16 protein-coding genes are annotated in these 15,889 nt (G+C 69.5%); 6 read left to right on the top strand and 10 right to left on the bottom strand.

Going from position 1 to position 15,889, the window contains the following annotated elements:
- Positions 1 to 3: 3 nt before the first annotated feature.
- The 7 genes from AMK34_RS26600 to AMK34_RS26570 form a co-directional block, all read right to left on the bottom strand.
- The gene (locus tag AMK34_RS26600; RefSeq protein ID WP_005151847.1) at positions 4 to 552 is read right to left on the bottom strand and encodes a NuoB/complex I 20 kDa subunit family protein; all 549 of its coding nucleotides are present in this window, start codon (positions 550 to 552) and stop codon (positions 4 to 6) included.
- Positions 553 to 558: 6 nt separating this feature from the next.
- Entirely contained in the window at positions 559 to 966 is a 408-nt protein-coding gene (locus tag AMK34_RS26595; protein ID WP_038524552.1) for an NADH-quinone oxidoreductase subunit A, read from the bottom strand.
- 671 nt (positions 967 to 1,637) lie between these two features.
- Positions 1,638 to 2,924, bottom strand: coding sequence for a geranylgeranyl reductase family protein (locus tag AMK34_RS26590; RefSeq protein WP_038520070.1), 1,287 nt, complete (start codon positions 2,922 to 2,924; stop codon positions 1,638 to 1,640).
- Between the two features lie 2 nt (positions 2,925 to 2,926).
- The gene (locus tag AMK34_RS26585) at positions 2,927 to 3,625 is read right to left on the bottom strand and encodes a class I SAM-dependent methyltransferase (protein ID WP_063272804.1); all 699 of its coding nucleotides are present in this window, start codon (positions 3,623 to 3,625) and stop codon (positions 2,927 to 2,929) included.
- A gap of 68 nt (positions 3,626 to 3,693) precedes the next feature.
- Positions 3,694 to 4,464: an AfsR/SARP family transcriptional regulator gene (locus AMK34_RS26580; protein WP_038520074.1), complete on the bottom strand. Its 771-nt coding sequence runs from the start codon at positions 4,462 to 4,464 to the stop codon at positions 3,694 to 3,696.
- A gap of 79 nt (positions 4,465 to 4,543) precedes the next feature.
- The gene (locus tag AMK34_RS26575) at positions 4,544 to 5,647 is read right to left on the bottom strand and encodes a glycosyltransferase family 4 protein (protein ID WP_073847214.1); all 1,104 of its coding nucleotides are present in this window, start codon (positions 5,645 to 5,647) and stop codon (positions 4,544 to 4,546) included.
- Positions 5,647 to 6,765, bottom strand: coding sequence for a glycosyltransferase family 4 protein (locus AMK34_RS26570; protein WP_198941757.1), 1,119 nt, complete (start codon positions 6,763 to 6,765; stop codon positions 5,647 to 5,649). Before AMK34_RS26570 ends, AMK34_RS26575 begins: the two co-directional genes overlap by 1 nt.
- 111 nt (positions 6,766 to 6,876) lie before the next feature.
- Between AMK34_RS26570 and AMK34_RS26565 the strand changes: the two genes are divergently transcribed.
- Positions 6,877 to 7,707 (top strand): inositol monophosphatase family protein, encoded by an 831-nt coding sequence (locus AMK34_RS26565; RefSeq protein ID WP_073847212.1) that lies wholly within the window; start codon positions 6,877 to 6,879, stop codon positions 7,705 to 7,707.
- A gap of 242 nt (positions 7,708 to 7,949) precedes the next feature.
- On the opposite strand, the gene AMK34_RS26560 is transcribed toward AMK34_RS26565, so the two are convergent.
- From AMK34_RS26560 to menD, 3 genes are all read right to left on the bottom strand, one after another.
- Complete coding sequence (locus AMK34_RS26560) at positions 7,950 to 8,402, bottom strand: DUF3592 domain-containing protein (RefSeq protein ID WP_038520083.1); 453 nt, start codon at positions 8,400 to 8,402, stop codon at positions 7,950 to 7,952.
- A 22-nt stretch (positions 8,403 to 8,424) separates the two neighbouring features.
- Complete coding sequence (locus AMK34_RS26555; RefSeq protein WP_073847211.1) at positions 8,425 to 9,939, bottom strand: M1 family metallopeptidase; 1,515 nt, start codon at positions 9,937 to 9,939, stop codon at positions 8,425 to 8,427.
- Between the two features lie 108 nt (positions 9,940 to 10,047).
- The gene (menD, locus tag AMK34_RS26550; protein ID WP_038520087.1) at positions 10,048 to 11,724 is read right to left on the bottom strand and encodes a 2-succinyl-5-enolpyruvyl-6-hydroxy-3-cyclohexene-1-carboxylic-acid synthase; all 1,677 of its coding nucleotides are present in this window, start codon (positions 11,722 to 11,724) and stop codon (positions 10,048 to 10,050) included.
- A 57-nt stretch (positions 11,725 to 11,781) separates the two neighbouring features.
- On the opposite strand from menD, the gene AMK34_RS26545 reads away from it, so the two are divergent.
- The 5 genes from AMK34_RS26545 to AMK34_RS26530 all read left to right on the top strand — a co-directional run bounded on the left by AMK34_RS26545 (position 11,782) and on the right by AMK34_RS26530 (position 15,511).
- Positions 11,782 to 12,705: a 1,4-dihydroxy-2-naphthoyl-CoA synthase gene (locus AMK34_RS26545; RefSeq protein ID WP_038520089.1), complete on the top strand. Its 924-nt coding sequence runs from the start codon at positions 11,782 to 11,784 to the stop codon at positions 12,703 to 12,705.
- A gap of 99 nt (positions 12,706 to 12,804) precedes the next feature.
- The gene (locus tag AMK34_RS26540) at positions 12,805 to 13,179 is read left to right on the top strand and encodes a hypothetical protein (protein WP_073847210.1); all 375 of its coding nucleotides are present in this window, start codon (positions 12,805 to 12,807) and stop codon (positions 13,177 to 13,179) included.
- Between the two features lie 32 nt (positions 13,180 to 13,211).
- A complete protein-coding gene (menE, locus tag AMK34_RS26535; protein ID WP_073847209.1) occupies positions 13,212 to 14,336 on the top strand; it encodes an o-succinylbenzoate--CoA ligase in 1,125 nt (374 codons plus the stop codon).
- A gap of 62 nt (positions 14,337 to 14,398) precedes the next feature.
- Positions 14,399 to 14,557, top strand: coding sequence for a hypothetical protein (locus AMK34_RS43270; RefSeq protein WP_167333169.1), 159 nt, complete (start codon positions 14,399 to 14,401; stop codon positions 14,555 to 14,557).
- Positions 14,558 to 14,641: 84 nt separating this feature from the next.
- Positions 14,642 to 15,511 carry a 1,4-dihydroxy-2-naphthoate polyprenyltransferase gene (locus AMK34_RS26530; RefSeq protein WP_073847208.1) on the top strand — a complete coding sequence of 290 codons (870 nt, stop codon included), beginning with the start codon at positions 14,642 to 14,644 and terminating at the stop codon, positions 15,509 to 15,511.
- Positions 15,512 to 15,889: the final 378 nt, after the last annotated feature.

Genomic DNA, 15,889 nt, shown 5'->3' with positions numbered 1-15,889 from the left:
CGCTCACTTCTTCGCGTACTTGATCGAGGAGGCGATCAGCTCGGTGCGCTCACCGCTGGCGGCGCGGATCGCGGCCCGGCGGGCGTTGATCGGCTCGTCCTGGATCTTGGCGTGCAGCTTCAAAATCGCGTCGAGCAGCATCTCGGGCCGCGGCGGGCAGCCGGGGAGGTACATGTCGACCGGGACGATGTGGTCGACGCCCTGCACCACGGCGTAGTTGTTGAACATGCCGCCGGACGAGGCGCAGACGCCCATCGCCAGCACCCACTTGGGCTCGGCCATCTGGTCGTAGATCTGGCGGAGCACCGGCGCCATCTTCTGCGTGACGCGGCCGGCGACGATCATCAGATCGGCCTGGCGCGGCGTCGCGCTGAAGCGCTCCATGCCGAAGCGGGCGATGTCGTAGCGGGAACCGCCGACGGTCATCATCTCGATCGCGCAGCAGGCGAGACCGAAGGTGGCGGGCCACATGGAGTTCTTGCGGGCCCAGTTCACCAGGCCTTCGAGGCTGGCCAGGAGGATGCCGTTGGGGAGTTTTTCTTCGAGGCCCATGCTTCTCTAGTTCCAATCCAGGCCGCCGCGACGCCACACGTAGGCGTACGCGAAACCGACCGTCGCGATGAACAGCACGATCTCCACCAGGCCGAACATGCCCAGCGCGTCCGCGGAGACCGCGAACGGGTAGAGGAAGACCATCTCGATGTCGAACAGGATGAACAGCATCGCGGTGATGTAGTACGCGACCGGCATCCGGCCGCCGCCGACGACCGGCTGCGGCGACGGTTCGATACCGCATTCGTAGGCCGCGAGCTTCGCCTTGTTGGCCCGGCTCGGGCCGACGAGCGGGCCGAGCAGCACCGAAAGCACCGCGAATCCGAGAGCGAGGACGAACAAGAGGACCAGGGGGAGGTACATGTCCAGGTTCGGCACCGAAGGGGTGCTCGCCTGGGACAGCACGGGCAACATCAGCACGGGGTTTTCGCCATCCTTTCCGCGCCGCTGCGGTTTTCGAGTCGGGGTTCACCGCTTCCCTCGGTCGGCACCCTAAGTCACCTGGGTCACACCGCCGAGGGTTAGGCAACCCTTACGGGCCGTGCATGACGGCCCCCTTGCTTGTGAAATAGTTCACAAGCCTCCCGTCGAGGATGTGAAGCGATTCACAAAGCATGGGGCGAGTGTAGGACGTGACTCACATTCTTGTCCCTAGGCCCCGTGCTATAAGGCTGCCCTAACTTGGCCGCACGGCCAGTACGGTTTCTTCGCACGTGCGGTACCGGTGACCTGCGACGTCGTTCTCAAGATCGGCTTCAGGGGGCTGTTTGACCACATTTGTCCTGTGACCGATACCACTGCGCGGAGTACCCGTGACTGGTCCAGACGTGTGGAACCAGGGCAATTAGTCGACTGCCTGCGGCCGCTTCCGAAGCGCTCGGTGGGACGTCGGACGGGACGTTGTGAAAGCCACTTTCGCAACGCTGAAGGTTGTGAAAGTGGCTTTCACAACCCTCTGAGCAGGGCCGGGTTGCCCGTGACTGGTCCAGACGTGTGGTCGCGGGCCGTGGCACACAGCATTTCGTCCTCTGAGTGCGGTGGTTCGAAGGGCGAACTACCGCAGTCAGAGGACGAAATGCGGGGCGTCAGCGCGGGGAGGGGGTGGCGCGCGCCAGGGCGGCGATCAGGCGGTCGACGCCATCCCCGCCCTTGGCGTCGTAGCAACCCGAAAGTCCCTTGTAGACCAACGGAAGGATCGAGTTGATCCGCAGTCCGTACTTCGTCGCCGCGTGCATGACCTTCGGCTTACCGATCAGCTTCGCGAACACGTTGCCGAGCCGGTAGTAGCCGCCCATCAGCTCCGCGACGGCGCGCGGGTAGCCCTCCAGCGCCCGCTCACGCGAAGGTCCTTCGCGCCGCGCCAGCGCCTGCACGACGAACTCCGACGCCAGCTGCGCGGACTCCATCGCGGCCGAGATGCCCTCGCCGTTGAACGGGCTGACCATGCCGCCCGCGTCGCCGAGCAGCAGCAGGCCGTCGCGGTAGTGCGGGGTGCGGTTGAAGCCCATCGGGAGACCGGCGCCGCCGACCTTGCCGATGGCGTTCTCCTCGCGGTAGCCCCATTCCTCGGGCGTCCCGTCGAGCCACTGACGCAGCAGCGCGCGGTAGTCGGTGCTGCGGAACGCGGCCGACGTCGACAGCATGCCGAGGCCGACGTTCACCGTGCCGTCGCCGAGCGGGAACGCCCAGCCGTAGCCGGGCAGCAGCTTCGGGTCGCGCGGGTCCGAGCGGTCCCACAGCTCCAGGTGGCCCTCGATGAACGGGTCGTCGTGACGCGGGCTCTTGTAGTACTGCCGCACCGCGACGCCCATCGGGCGCTTCTCGTTCTTCTGGATGCCGACGCTCAGCGCGAGCCGCGCGGAGACGCCGTCGCAGGCCAGCACCAGCGGAGCGCGGTAGCTCACCGGCGTCTTTTCCGGGCCGACCTTCGCCTCGACGCCGATCACGCGACCGGCCGGGCTCGTGATGGCGCCGGTGACGGTGGTGCGCTCGTAGAGCCGCGCGCCCGCCTTCACCGCGGTCTTCGCGAGCAGGTCGTCGAAGTCCTGGCGGGTCCGCGAAACGCCGTACGGCGGGTAGCTCGTCAGGTCCGGCCAGTCCAGTTCCAGCGTGAGCTCGCCGGTGAGGATCCGCAGGCCGCGGCTGTGCACCCAGCCCGCGTCCTCGCTGGTGTCGATCCCCAGGTCGATGAGCTGCTTGACGCCGCGCGGGGTCAGGCCGTCGCCGCACACCTTCTCGCGCGGGAACTCGGTCTTCTCCAACAGCAGCACGTCGACGCCCGCGCGGGCGAGGTACGTGGCGGCGGTGGAGCCGGCCGGTCCGGCACCGACGACGATGACTTCGGCGTCGTGGTCTGCGTTGCGACGGGTCATGTCTAAGAATCTACAGAGGGCTTTTTGGCGCGGTGGATGGCGACGACGCCGAACGTGAGGTTCAGCCATTCCACCTCGGTCCACCCGGCGCTCGCGATGATCTCGCCCAGCGTCCGCTGATCCGGCCACGCCAGCATGGATTCGGCCAGGTAGGAGTAGGCCTCGGGGTTCGAGGAGGTCCGGGCGCCGACCCAGGTGAGCAGCTTCGCGATGAACTTCCGGTGCAGGAACCGGATGGGCGGGAATGTGGGCGTCGACACCTCGCAGATCACCAGGCGGCCGCCCGGTTTGACCACCCGCGCGATCTCGGTGAGCGCGGCCTTGGTGTCGACGAAGTTCCGCAGCGCGAGCGAGATGGTCACCGCGTCGAAGCTGCCGTCGGCGAACGGCAGCTTCATCGCGTCGGCGGCCACCATCGGGACGCCGCGATGCTTGCCCGCCTTGAGCATGCCGACCGAGAAGTCCGCCGCGAGGCACCACGCGCCGTTGCGCGCGTACTCGACGGTGGACACGCCGGTGCCCGCCGCGAGGTCCAGCACCTTCTCCCCGCGTTTGGCGTCCAGCACCCGGCCGGTGATGGTGCGCCAGCGGCGGTCGAAGCCGAAGGTCATGAACGAATTCGCGCGGTCGTAGCCGTCCGCGACGTCGTCGAACATGGCGGCGACTTCGTGCGGATCCTTGTCAAGACTCGCTCGGGACATACCCGAACACTAACCCCGAGCCCCTGAGACAGGTCACCCAAGCGGGAGCAAAGCGACAGCCCGTAGGTTCACCTGGCCCGGTGAAGCAACGCCGGGGCACGGTGCGCACCGGCCCCCGCGACCTCGCCGGCGAGGATCCTCCGCTCCAGCAACCGCAGTTCCGGCCCCGGTTCGAGGCCGAGCTGATCGACCGAGATCCGGCGCGCGCGCCGGTACGCCGCCAGCGCGTCGGACGTGCGCCCGGCTCGCCACAGAGCGTCCATCAGGAGGTGCTGGGCACGCTGCCGCAAGGGGTGCCGCCGCACCAGATCGGCCAGTTCGACGGCCGCGCTGGCGTGCCGCCCGAGGTCGAGTTCCGCCTGGTAGAGCTCTTCGAGCAGGACCAAACGGTGCTCCGAAAGCCGCATCGTCTCGTCCGAGAGCAGGGGGACGTCCAAGCCCTCGTACGGCGCTCCGTGCCAGTGCGTGAGGGCCTGCCGGATCAGCGAGGCGCGCTGCGCGGAGTCCGCGGTCTTCAGCGCCTGGCCTGCCAGAGTCTCGAAGGTCTCGACGTCGAGTTCGCCGGGGTGGACCTCCAGCCGGTAGCCGCCGTTGTCGAAGGCGAGCCGGTCGCCCTCGGGCAGGGCCTGCCGCAGCTTGTGGACGTGCCAGTGCAGCTTCGGCACCGCCCGCGGCTCCCACTTGCTGTCCCACAGCGCCTCGGTGAGCACGTTCACCGGGACGAAGGTGTTCGCCCGGACCAGCAGCACGCCGAGGAGCGTTCTCCGCATCCGGCCGTGCAGCGGGACCGACCCCGAACCGGAAGAGATGCTGAACGTTCCCAGTACTTCGAACCTCACGTGCCGTCCTCTCGCTCGATGGCGTGAGGGGACGATGAATGCCGGTTGTACAAAGAAGATACAAATGATCTTGCGGTGATCAAGTGTGCGCGGAGAGCATTCCCCGCACCGCCCGTGGCCAGGCGAATTCCTCCGCGCGAGCCCGCGCCGCCGCACGCCGCGCGTCCTCCGGACTCTCCAGCAGACCGGTGACCGCACCCGCGAACGCGGGGGCGCGATCGTCGACGGCCTCGCCGCAGCCGGGCCGCACGATCTCCCGCAGCGCCGACGACGCCGAGACCACCACCGGTGTGCCCGAAGCGAGCGCCTCCAGCGCGGCCAGCCCGAACGTCTCGTGTGGACCGGGCGCGAGGGAGACGTCGGCGCTGGCCAGCAGCCGCGCGACGTCGCCGCGTCCGGAAAGGAAGCCGAGGAAGGTCACCGGAAGCCCGCGTGCCCGCCGTTCCAGCGCCCGGCGGCGGGGCCCGTCGCCCGCGATGACGAGCCGTACGCGGTGCCCCGCCTCGGTGAGCTCGGCGACGGTGTCCACACTGCGCTCGACGTGCTTCTCCGGTGACAGACGTCCACAGTGGACGATCAGCGCGTCGGCGTTCCCGGTCAGCGTGTGCCGCCAGCCGTCGTCGCGCCGGGCCGGGGCGAAGGTCGTGAGGTCTACGCCGAGCGGGACGCGCCGCACGTTCGGCGCGGCGATCCGGTCGAACTCCGCGCGGGCGAACGCCGTCGTGCAGACCACCGTGTCGTAGTGCCGCGCCATCCGCCGGTTCGCGACGTCCGCGACGCACCGCGCGACGGGTTCGGGCATCAGGAACTGCTCCAGCAGCCGGTCGAGGCGTTCGTGCGAGATCACCATGCTGGGCACGCCGTTGCGCCGCGCCCAGACACCCATGCCTCGGAGGGTGAGCCTGTCGGACACTTCCAGCCTGTCCGGCTCCAGGCGTTTCAGCACCGCGCGCACGCGATGCGGATCGACCGCGCGGTAGCCGCCGGTGCCGGGGATCTGTGGCGCGGGAAGGGAAAACCGGCGTACGCCCGAGGGCAGTGTCTCGTCCGCGTAGCGCTGCCCGGGCACCACGAGGGTGACCTGATGGCCGCTGGCCACGTAACCGGCGCCGAGGTGGTGCAGTGCCGTCCGCAGCCCGCCCGAGCGTGGTCCGTAGAAGTTGGCCAGCTGGACGATGTGCATCACGCTGCGCGAGCGACTTTGCCTTGGACGGCCTCGTAGTGGCCGACCAGTTCGTGGCAGACCGCCGGCCAGGTCCGGCCGAGCACGACCTTGCGCGCCTTCTCCCCCAGCCTGGCCCGGAGCGCTTCGTCACGCAGATCGTTCACCTTGTCCACCAGCGCCGTCGCGAATCCGGCGCGGTCGGCGGGCAGCAGATAGCCGGTGCGGCCGGGCAGGACCAGATCCTTCGGCCCGCCCGCGTCCGGCGCGAGCACGGGGAGACCGGACGCCATCGCCTCCTGGATGGCCTGACAGAACGTCTCGTGTGGTCCTGTGTGGACGAAGACGTCGAGGCTCGCGTACGCGGCGGAAAGCTCCTCGCCGTACCGAGCGCCGAGGAACGCCGCGCCCGGAATCCGTTCGCGCAGCATCGGCAGCTCCGGCCCGTCACCGACGACGACCACGCGGATCCCGTCGACCCCGGCGAGCGCGGTCAGCCGCTCGACCTCCTTCTCGGGTGCGAGCCTGCCGACGAAACCGACCAGCAGTTCGCCGTTCGGCGCCAGTTCGGCGCGCAAGGCCGGATCGGCGTGGACCGGCGAGAACCGCTCGATGTCGACGCCGCGCGCCCAGCGGTGCACCCGCGGGATCCCGTGCAGTTTCAGCTGTTCCACCGAATCCGTCGACGGCGCGAGCGTGCGGTCGGCCCGCGAGTGCAGGCGGCGCACCCAGCGCCAGGCGGCGCGCGCGGCGATGCCGAAGCCATACGCGGCGGCGAATCCGGCGATGTCGGTCTGGTACACCGCGACACACGGCACGCGCAGCCGCCTGGCCGCGGCGAGCCCTCGCGCGCCGACGACGAACGGCGACGCCAGATGCACCACGTCGGGCCCGAAATCGGCCAGTGCGGTGAGCACCGTCCTGGTCGGCACGCCGACCGGAAGGGAGTTCACGCCGGGGAAGTCGAGGGCGGGAATGCGCACGACCGGGGCGCCGAGGTACTCGACGGGACCCGGCCCCGGGGCGATGATCAGCACGTCGTGCGCGCGGTCGCGGAGGTGTTCCACGACGCGGAGCACGGAGTTGGTCACGCCGTTCACCTGGGGCAGGAAACTTTCGGTGACTATCGCGACTCGCACGCGGATCACTGTCGCATCCGGTTGTGACGGCCACGCCAACAAAAACGGAACAGACGACATGTCATCTCAAGGTCGTGTTCCGTAAACCAGGCTCGGCCACACTAGGCAGGCATGACCCTCCTGTCGTCTAGGCCGCCTCAGCCCGTCGAGCCCGGGCTGGTGTCGAGGGCCCTCGAAGTGGCCGGGCGGCTGGCCAACGACGCGACCGACGTGATCACCGCGACCGCCGGCCGGGGCGCCCAGCCCGATCCGAAGGACTCGCCCTTCGACTGGGTGACCGACACGGACCGGATCCTCGAACGCCACACCCGCCGCGTGCTGACCGCGGAGTTCCCCGGCGTCCCCGTCGTCGGCGGCGAATTCGGCGCCGACCACGGTGCCGACGTCGCCGAATACCGCTGGGTGGTCGACCCGGTCGACGGCACCGCGAACTACGTCGCCGGGGTGCCGTGGTGCGCGTACAGCCTCGCGCTGATCGACGCTTCGGGGCCGGTGGTGGGCGTGGTCGCGGATCCATACCGGGCCCAGATCTACGCCGCCGCGCGCGGCCGCGGCGCCCGGGCGAACGGCAAACCGATCAAGCTGACCGATCGGTGCGGGACCGCCGGGGCGATCGTCTGCACGGAGCTCACGCGCAAGGGTGTCTGGCCGGGGATGGGCCAGTTCATCGAACGGGCCGCCGCCGCGCACGCCGGGGTCCGGGTGCTCGGCTCGGCGGCGCTGGCGATCGCGCAGGTCGCCCTGGGGCATGCGGCCGCGGCGGTGCTGCACAGCTACCGCGAATGGGACGTCGCCGGCTCGGTCGCGCTGGCCATCGAGGCCGGGGCCGTGGTGCTGGACCGGCACGGCGAGGACACCGCCCTACCCGTCGACGCCCTCCTGGTGGCTGCCCCCGGGGTGGCGGACGAGGTCCTGGGCTGGTGGCGGGACTCGGTCGGCTGAGTTCCGCCCCCGATCACGCGAGTCCCGCCGCTAATCACGCGAGTCCCGCCCCTGATCACGTGTGTCGTCCGTCTGATCACGCGAGTTCGCCGTTTCCGCACACCGAGCCCGCGTGCCGCACCGGACGACACACGTGATCAGACGGACGACACGCGTGATTGGGCGCGGGACTCACGTGATTGAAGACGGAACTCGCGTGATTGAAGACGGGACTCGCGTGATTGGGGGCGGGACTCGCGTGATCAGGCGGCGGACTCGGCGAGCGAGCGCCGGTAGGCCAGCCGCTGCCGCCGGATCCACCACAGCAGCGGACCGGCGATCAGCCAGGTGAAGAAGATCATGCTGCCCAGCGGCAGCAGCGTGTTCGCCGCCGAACGGCCGGCCACCCGCGCGAGTTCCGGGTCGCCGACGTCGTACTCGATGTTCACCAGCTGACCGGCGGCCAGCCCCGACGGGTAGAGCACGCCGTTGGCCGGGCTGTGCATGATGCCGTCGGGGGTGGCGTAGTTGATGATCGTGCGGTCGAACGTCACCGACTCGACCTGGGCCGTGGCCTGCCCGAGTTCCGCCTCGATCGCGTTGTCGTTGCGGATGGCGGCGAACAGCAGCGAGACACCGAGCACGGTGACGAGTGAGGCGACAACGAGGGCGGCATACCACCCGATGCGCCTCACCCGCTCCGTTTTGGCCGTCACGCCGCGAGCGTATCGCTACCCGTCAGTGGGCGTGTCGCTCGGCGAGGAATTCGTGCGTCGCCTTGATCTGCGGGTAGGACTTCGGTGCGACCGGGGCCACAGCGGCCCGGAAGGCCTGCGCTCCGTTCGGGCCCACCGCGGGCTTGCCCTTGGTGTACAGCCACGTCTGGAACAGGTCGTACAGCGGCTTGCCCGAGATCTTCTCCGCGAGCGCGATGAACTCCGGGATCACCGCCGGCTTGGCCTTCTTCACCTGCTGCCAGGTCTGCAGGATCCGGAAGAACGTGTCGTCGCCCACGGCCTTGCGCAACGCGTGCACGGCGAGCGCGCCGCGGTCGTAGACGGCCGCGTCGAACTGGTTCTCCGCACCCGGGTCGGCGGGCAGGACCTGCCAGAACGGGTCCTCGGCCGGCACCGAGTCGTAGATGTACTGCGCGAGTTCGTCCGCCGTGCCCTCGCCGGTCTCCTCCGACCACAGGAACTCGCCGTAGGACGCGAAGCCCTCGTTCAGCCAGATGTCGCTCCACTTGCCGAGCGTGACGCTGTCACCGAACCACTGGTGCGCCTGCTCGTGCGCGACGACCGAGGTGTTGGAGCCGGACCGGAACGCCCGGGCGCCGTAGACCGGCCGCGTCTGGTTCTCCAGGGCGAAGGTGATGCCGGTGGTGACGACACCGCCCTGCGCCTCGAACGGGTAGGGCCCGAACTTCGAGGCGAGGAACTCGGTGATCTCCGGCGTCCGCTCGACGCTGGCCTTGGCCGCGCCGAGCGATTCGCCGAGGTCGGCGCCGTACGCGGTGATGAACGGCTGACCGTCCGGAGTGGTCTGCTGGTTCACCTCGAACTTGCCGACCTCCAGCGACGTGAGGTAAGTCGCCTGCGGTTTGGTGCTGCGCCAGTTCCAGCGCGTCCACCCGGGCCGCTGCACCGTCTTGCGCACGAGCGTGCCGTTCGACAGCGCCGCGACGTCGTTCGGGACCTCGACCGAGATGTCGTAGGTGGCCAGGTCGGTCGGGTGGTCGTTGGACGGGAACCACCAGGCCGCGCTCTGCGGCTCGTCGACGGCGAGCGCGCCGTCCGGGGTCTTCTTCCAGGCGGTGAAGCCGTCGATCTTCACCTTCGAAGGCGTGTCGGCGTAGGCCACGACGACGGTCGCCGTCTGGCCCTTCTTCAGCGGCGCCGACGGGGTGACGGTCAGCTCACCGGTGCCGTCGGTCGACGTCGCGAACTTCGCGGGCCGGTTGTTCACGCGGACGCTCGACACCTTCAGACCGAAGTCCAGGTTGAACGCCGAGAGGTCCTGCGTCGCGGTGAGCAGGATCGTCGTGGCCCCGGACAGCAGGTCGGTCGCGGGCTGATAGGTCAGCCGCAGGTCGTAGTGACCGACGTCGTAGCCGCCGTTGCCGGCGTGCGGGTAGTACGGGTCGCCGATGCCGATCGAGCCGGGCGCGGGTGCGGCGGCCGCGCTGCCGGCGAGCAGCACCGAGACGACGCCCGCGGTCAATCCGGCGAAGCCGGCGCGAGTCTTCAAGCGCATTGCGAATCCTCCCAGGATTTGTCAGCGCGCTCGAACGTAGCCAGCCGATCATGCTCCAGACACGTCCAAAGGAGGGGTTCCTAACCCCTGGACTGAGATCAAAATCGGCTAGACAGCCCGCACCGCGGAGGAAACCGCCGTACGGAGGCGCGCGTGCAGCTCGCGGTGGCGCGTTCGGTCCACCCGGACCTCCACCACCCGCAGCCCCGGCGCGGGCTTGAGCGCCTCGCGGAACTCGGCCAGCGTCTCGGCGACGACATGCGGCACGCGGTAACCGGCGCACAGCGCGCCCAGATCGGCTCCGTGCGGCGTCCCGAAGACGCGCTCGAAGCTGGCGTCGTGCTCCGGCGCACCCTGCTCCAGCAGGGAGAAGATGCCGCCGCCGTCGTCGTTGAGCACCACGATCGTCAGGTCGGGACGCTGCTCGGCGGGCCCGGTCAGCAGGCCGCTCGCGTCGTGCAGGAACGTCAGATCGCCGAGCAGGGCGTACGAATGTCCCCTGTGGACGGTCGCGGCGCCGATCGCGGTCGAGACCATGCCGTCGATCCCGGCGACGCCGCGGTTGCGGTGCACGAGGACGTCGGGCCGCAGCCGTCCGGCGAGCGCGACGTCACGCGTCGGGTTGGACGAGCCGACGACCAGCAGCGATCCTTCCGGGACCGCGTCGACGAGTTCGGTGGCCAGGCGCAGCCCGCTCGGCCACGGCTCCGCGGCCAGCGCCTCGGCCACCGCGGCCGACGCCGCCCGGTCCGCGCGCTGCCAGCTCGCGAGCCATTCCGGGTCGGCCGGTTTGGACGGCTCGTCGAACCACTGGCCGACCTGGCGGACGTTGTGCGCGGGCGCGGGCCAGTCCGAATCCGGCCGGACCAGCAGCACCTCGACGTCGGGATCGGACAGCACCCGCTGGACCTGCCGGAACACCGTCGGGCGCCCGATGCACAGGACCTGTTCGGGTTTGTGCCGCGAGATGAACTCCTCGACACCGAGCAGCCAAGCGCCGGACGAGATCGCCGTCGCGCCCGCCATCCCGATGCCGCCGGTCTCGGAGACGACCGGCCAGCCGTGCAGTTCGGCCCATTCGCTGGCGGCCTGCACGCCGGTGTCGCACGCGATGACCAGACCGGACCGGGCCGAGGGCACCACGAACGAGGGAAGCGCGCCGAAGTCGGGAAGCTCGGTCCAGCGAGCGCCGTCGGGACGACCTTCGAGTGACTCGTACCACTCGCCGTCGTCGTCGATGTCCGGCACGAGCGGCTCGCGGAACGGGATGTTGAGGTGCACGGGACCGCAGCGCCATTCGCCGTACGCGGCGTTCCAGGCGCGGCAGATCTGGCCGCGCCAGTACGAGTTCTGCCCGGCACGGCGTTCGGCGACGGCGAGCTCGTCGAAGTAGCGGATGGCGTTGCCGTAGAGCTGGTGCTGGTCGATGACCTGGCTCGCGCCGGCGGCCCGCATCTCGGGCGGCCGGTCGGCGGTCAGCACGATCAACGGGACTCCCGCGCGATCGGCCTCCAGCACGGCGGGGTGGAAGTTCGCGGCCGCGGTGCCCGACGTGCACAGCACGGCGACCGGGCGGCCGGTGCGCGCGGCGATGCCGAGGGCGAGGAAGGCGGCGCCGCGTTCGTCGATGCGGACGTGCAACTGGAGGCGTCCGGCGGCCGCCGCGTCGTACAGCGCGATCGACAGCGGGGCGTTGCGTGAGCCCGGGCACAGGACGACGTGGGACACGGTGTTGCGGACGAGTTCGTCGACGATGACCCTGGCCTGCGCGGTGGAAGGATTCACCGGCAGACCTCGGGTTTCACACTACGACTCACGGCCACACGTCCTATTCTCCCAAACGTGGATGACGCCCAGGTTTCCGAGCTGTTCGACCCCGCCTTGTGGACCGAGGTCGAAGGTTTCGACTTCACCGACATCACCTATCACCGCTCCTCTGAGAGCCGCTCAGGCAAACGTGTCGTACGTGTCGCGTTCGACCGTCCCGAGGTCCGCAACGCCTTCCGCCCGCACACCGTCGACGAGCTGTACCGCGCGCTCGACCACGCGCGGATGAGCTCGGACGTCGGCTGCGTCCTGCTCACCGGCAACGGCCCGTCGCCGAAGGACGGCGGCTGGGCGTTCTGCTCCGGCGGTGACCAGCGTATTCGCGGACGCTCCGGGTATCAGTACGCGGACGGGGAGACCTCCGACACGATCGATCCGGCCAGGGCCGGCCGGCTGCACATTCTCGAGGTCCAACGGCTGATCAGGTTCATGCCGAAGGTGGTCATCGCCGTGGTCCCGGGCTGGGCGGCGGGCGGCGGGCATTCGCTGCACGTGGTGTGCGACCTCACGCTGGCCTCGGCCGAGCACGCGCGGTTCAAGCAGACCGACGCCGACGTCGGCTCCTTCGACGGCGGCTACGGCTCGGCGTACCTGGCCAAGCAGGTCGGGCAGAAGTTCGCGCGGGAGATCTTCTTCCTCGGACGCGAGTACACGGCCGAGCAGATGCAGGCGATGGGCGCGGTCAACTCCGCCGTCCCGCACGCGGAACTCGAGGCCGAGGCGCTGGACTGGGCGTGGGCGATCAACGGCAAGTCGCCGACGGCGCAGCGGATGCTCAAGTACGCGTTCAACCTCACCGACGACGGCCTGGTCGGCCAGCAGCTCTTCGCCGGCGAAACGACGCGGCTCGCGTACATGCAGGACGAGGCCGTCGAAGGCCGCGACTCCTTCCTGGAGAAGCGCTCCCCCGACTGGTCGGCGTTCCCGTACTACTACTGACCCCTTTTCGACCACGCGAAAAGGCCTGGAGCAGGGCATTCGGCGGCGCTTACGTTCCTCCTCGAAAGAGAAACCCGACTCATTCGAGGGGGAACGACCATGAAGAAGTCTCTGCGGAGAGCGGCGCTGATGCTGCCGGCCATCGTCGCGGCGGGGCTGGTCGGCGTCGGCGGGGCGGCGCCCGCCCAGGCCGACCCGATCCAGACCCTGAGCTGCAACCACGGTCACACGAACAAGGACAGCGGCGAGGGCCGGACGAAGACGCGGATGCGTTACCGCACCGGCCCGCACACCAGCTGCTCCGCGTACGCCTGGGTCGACAAGGGCACGCTGATCTATTACCACTGCTGGACGACGGGCGAATCCATCGAAGGCAAGCGGACCTGGACCTGGGGCCGGATCGCGGGCACGCAGAAACAGGGCTGGTTCTCGGACTACTACCTCAGCGACGGCGGCGCCACGAAGCAGTGCTGAGCCGGGCGTCCCGTCGGCGTTAGGGTCGTGGGATGCGTGCGGTTGGGGTGGACGGGAGTCCGGAGTCGATCGTCGAGCTGACCGCGGCACTCGCCGGGGCGCTCGACGGCGGCTCGCCCGTCCTCCCCTACTCGTCCGAGGCCCTGCGGGACGCGATGGAACCGGCCCGCCCGGCCGAGCCGGGGACGGCGGTGATCATCGCCACCTCCGGGTCGACCGGCGAACCCAAGGGCGTCCTATTGTCGGCGTCGGCGCTGACCTCGTCGGCTCACGCCACCCACAAGAGGCTCGGCGGGCCGGGACACTGGTTGCTCGCGACCCCGGCGCAGTACGTCGGCGGCCTGCAGGTGCTGGTCCGCTCGCTACTCGCCGGGACGACCCCGGCCGTCCTGCACGCCGCCGGTTTCCGGCCGGACGACTTCGCCGAAGCCGCCGCGCCGCTGCTGTCACTGGACGGCCCGCGCTACACCGCGCTCGTGCCGACTCAGCTCGGGCGGTTGCTCGACGCAGACGGCCCGGGTCTCGCGGCCGCCCGTGCTTTCGACGCGATCATCGTCGGCGCCGCGGCGACCACCGCCGAGCTCCGCGAGCGCGCGGCCGAAGCGGGCGTGAAGATCGTGCCCGCGTACGGCATGAGCGAGACCGCGAGCGGCTGCGTCTACGACGGCGTACCGCTGGACGGAGTACACGTCGAACTCGAGGACGAGCGGGTCTGTATCACGGGTGACGTCCTCGCGCACGGCTACCGGCTGCGACCCGACCTGACCGCGGAGGCCTTCGAGGGCGGCCTGTTCCGTACCTCCGACCGCGGCCGGTGGACGACCGGCGGGCGGTTGGAGATCCTCGGGCGGATCGACGACATGATCAACACCGGCGGGGTGAAGGTGGCCGCCGCGGCCGTCGAGCGGATCTTGACCGCACAGCCCGGAATCCGGGACGCGTGCGTGGTCGGAGTACCCGACCCCGAGTGGGGCGAGGCCGTCGTCGCGCTCGTCGTCGGCGCTGGTTGCGACGTCGAATCGCTGCGTGCCGCCTGCCGTGAAGAAGCCGGTGCGGCGGCCGCTCCGAAGCGGGTCGAATTCGCCGAAGAACTCCCTCTGCGGGGCCCTGGGAAGGTCGACAGGGCGGCCGTCAGGAATCTCCTACGAAGGTCGTGAATTCCCCACCGATTACCGGGACGTTGTTGACACGATCATTACCCGCGGGTTTACGTCTACATATGACGCGCTGGACACGCACAGTATTGGCCTGCACCGCCGTCACGATGGGACTGGTCGCTTTGGCCGGGCCCGCGCTGGCGGACGAACCGGAGACCGCCGTTCCGAACAGCGGCACCCTCACCTGGACCCTGGAAGACACGATCAACGACCTGAAGTAGGGCGGTTCGTCACCTGCTCGCGATGGCCGGGCAGGTGACGAGCCCCGCATACCGGCCAGTAGTGGCCAGGGCCAGAATGGCGGCATGGCGACTGCTGGTGAATGGATCGAAGGGGCGCGCCCGCGGACGCTGCCCAACGCGGTGGCGCCGGTGGTCGCCGGAGTCGGCGCGGCGATCGCGCTCGACGGCTTCTCCTGGCCCCGCTCGATTCTCGCGTTGCTCGTTTCCCTTTCCCTGATCGTCGGTGTCAACTACGCCAACGACTACTCCGACGGGATCCGCGGCACCGACGAGAACCGCGTCGGTCCGCTGCGGCTGGTCGGCTCCGGGGTCGCGAAGCCGAAGGCCGTCCTCGCGGCCGCTCTCGTCGCACTCGGGCTCGCCGGAGTCCTGGGGCTCGTGCTCGTCGCGATCAGCGGACTGTGGTGGCTGCTGGCGATGGGCGCGGTCTGCATCCTGGGCGCCTGGTTCTACACCGGCGGCAAGAAGCCTTACGGCTACTACGGTTTCGGCGAGATCGCGGTCTTCGTCTTCTTCGGGCTGGCCGGCGTGCTGGGCACCGTGTACGTCCAAGCCGGACAGTTGAGCTGGACCGCGCTCGGCTGCGCGGTGGCCGTCGGCTCGTTCTCGACCGGCGTGCTGACCGCCAACAACCTCCGCGACATCCCGACCGACATCGAGTCCGGCAAGCGCACCCTCGCCACCCGGCTCGGTGATGGCGGCACGCGGCGGCTTTACCTGGTGCTGGTCGCCGTCCCGTACGTCGTGAGCATGCTGCTCGCCTTCGTGACGCCGTGGGCGCTGCTCGGTCTGCTGACCGCGCCGTTGCTGCTGAAGTCGGTCAAGGCCGTCGGCGGCGGCGCGCAGGGGCGGGCGCTGATCCCGGCGTTGCGGGACACCGGATTCGCGATGCTGGGGTGGGCGGTGCTGACCGCGGTCGCGCTGGCGCTGTGACCCCTGAGGCGTCACCGGACCTTTGATGCGCGACTGTGTGGATTTCGGGTCGTTGGATGACCCGAAATCCACACAGTGGGCGCGAAAGGTCCGGTCACGCAGCTTCCGCGCCGCGTTCGGTCACTGGGGATGAACGGGCCGTTCATACCTTGAGTTTTTCGCTTCGGGGCACTATCTGCTGTGGTCCAGGAACGGTGCGGTCACCACATGTAGCCCACGTGGTAGCAAAGGTCCCTTGCTCCCTTTGGTGATCCGGCGCCACTTGAGGTAGACCGCCCACCCGGCGTTGCGAAAGCCACTTTCGCAACGTTGAAGGTTGCGAAAGATGCTCCTATTGATGTCAAGGGGTGTGGGTGAGGTTGGCGAGGTCTGCGATGA

It is taken from the genome of Amycolatopsis sp. CB00013 (assembly GCF_001905755.1).
Classification (GTDB): Bacteria; Actinomycetota; Actinomycetes; order Mycobacteriales; family Pseudonocardiaceae; genus Amycolatopsis; species Amycolatopsis japonica.
Note: the sequence above shows the minus strand (reverse complement) of the source record. Positions and strands in the feature narration are given on the sequence as shown.

Bases quoted from the DNA above. Each gene is read 5' to 3' on its own strand.
- AMK34_RS26600 (WP_005151847.1), bottom strand. From the start codon at position 552: ATGGGCCTCGAAGAAAAACTCCCCAACGGCATCCTCCTGGCCAGCCTC.
- AMK34_RS26595 (WP_038524552.1), bottom strand. From the start codon at position 966: ATGTTGCCCGTGCTGTCCCAGGCGAGCACCCCTTCGGTGCCGAACCTG.
- AMK34_RS26590 (WP_038520070.1), bottom strand. From the start codon at position 2,924: ATGACCCGTCGCAACGCAGACCACGACGCCGAAGTCATCGTCGTCGGT.
- AMK34_RS26585 (WP_063272804.1), bottom strand. From the start codon at position 3,625: ATGTCCCGAGCGAGTCTTGACAAGGATCCGCACGAAGTCGCCGCCATG.
- AMK34_RS26575 (WP_073847214.1), bottom strand. From the start codon at position 5,647: ATGCACATCGTCCAGCTGGCCAACTTCTACGGACCACGCTCGGGCGGG.
- AMK34_RS26565 (WP_073847212.1), top strand. From the start codon at position 6,877: ATGACCCTCCTGTCGTCTAGGCCGCCTCAGCCCGTCGAGCCCGGGCTG.
- AMK34_RS26555 (WP_073847211.1), bottom strand. From the start codon at position 9,939: ATGCGCTTGAAGACTCGCGCCGGCTTCGCCGGATTGACCGCGGGCGTC.
- AMK34_RS26540 (WP_073847210.1), top strand. From the start codon at position 12,805: ATGAAGAAGTCTCTGCGGAGAGCGGCGCTGATGCTGCCGGCCATCGTC.
- menE (WP_073847209.1), top strand. From the start codon at position 13,212: ATGCGTGCGGTTGGGGTGGACGGGAGTCCGGAGTCGATCGTCGAGCTG.
- AMK34_RS43270 (WP_167333169.1), top strand. From the start codon at position 14,399: ATGACGCGCTGGACACGCACAGTATTGGCCTGCACCGCCGTCACGATG.
- AMK34_RS26530 (WP_073847208.1), top strand. From the start codon at position 14,642: ATGGCGACTGCTGGTGAATGGATCGAAGGGGCGCGCCCGCGGACGCTG.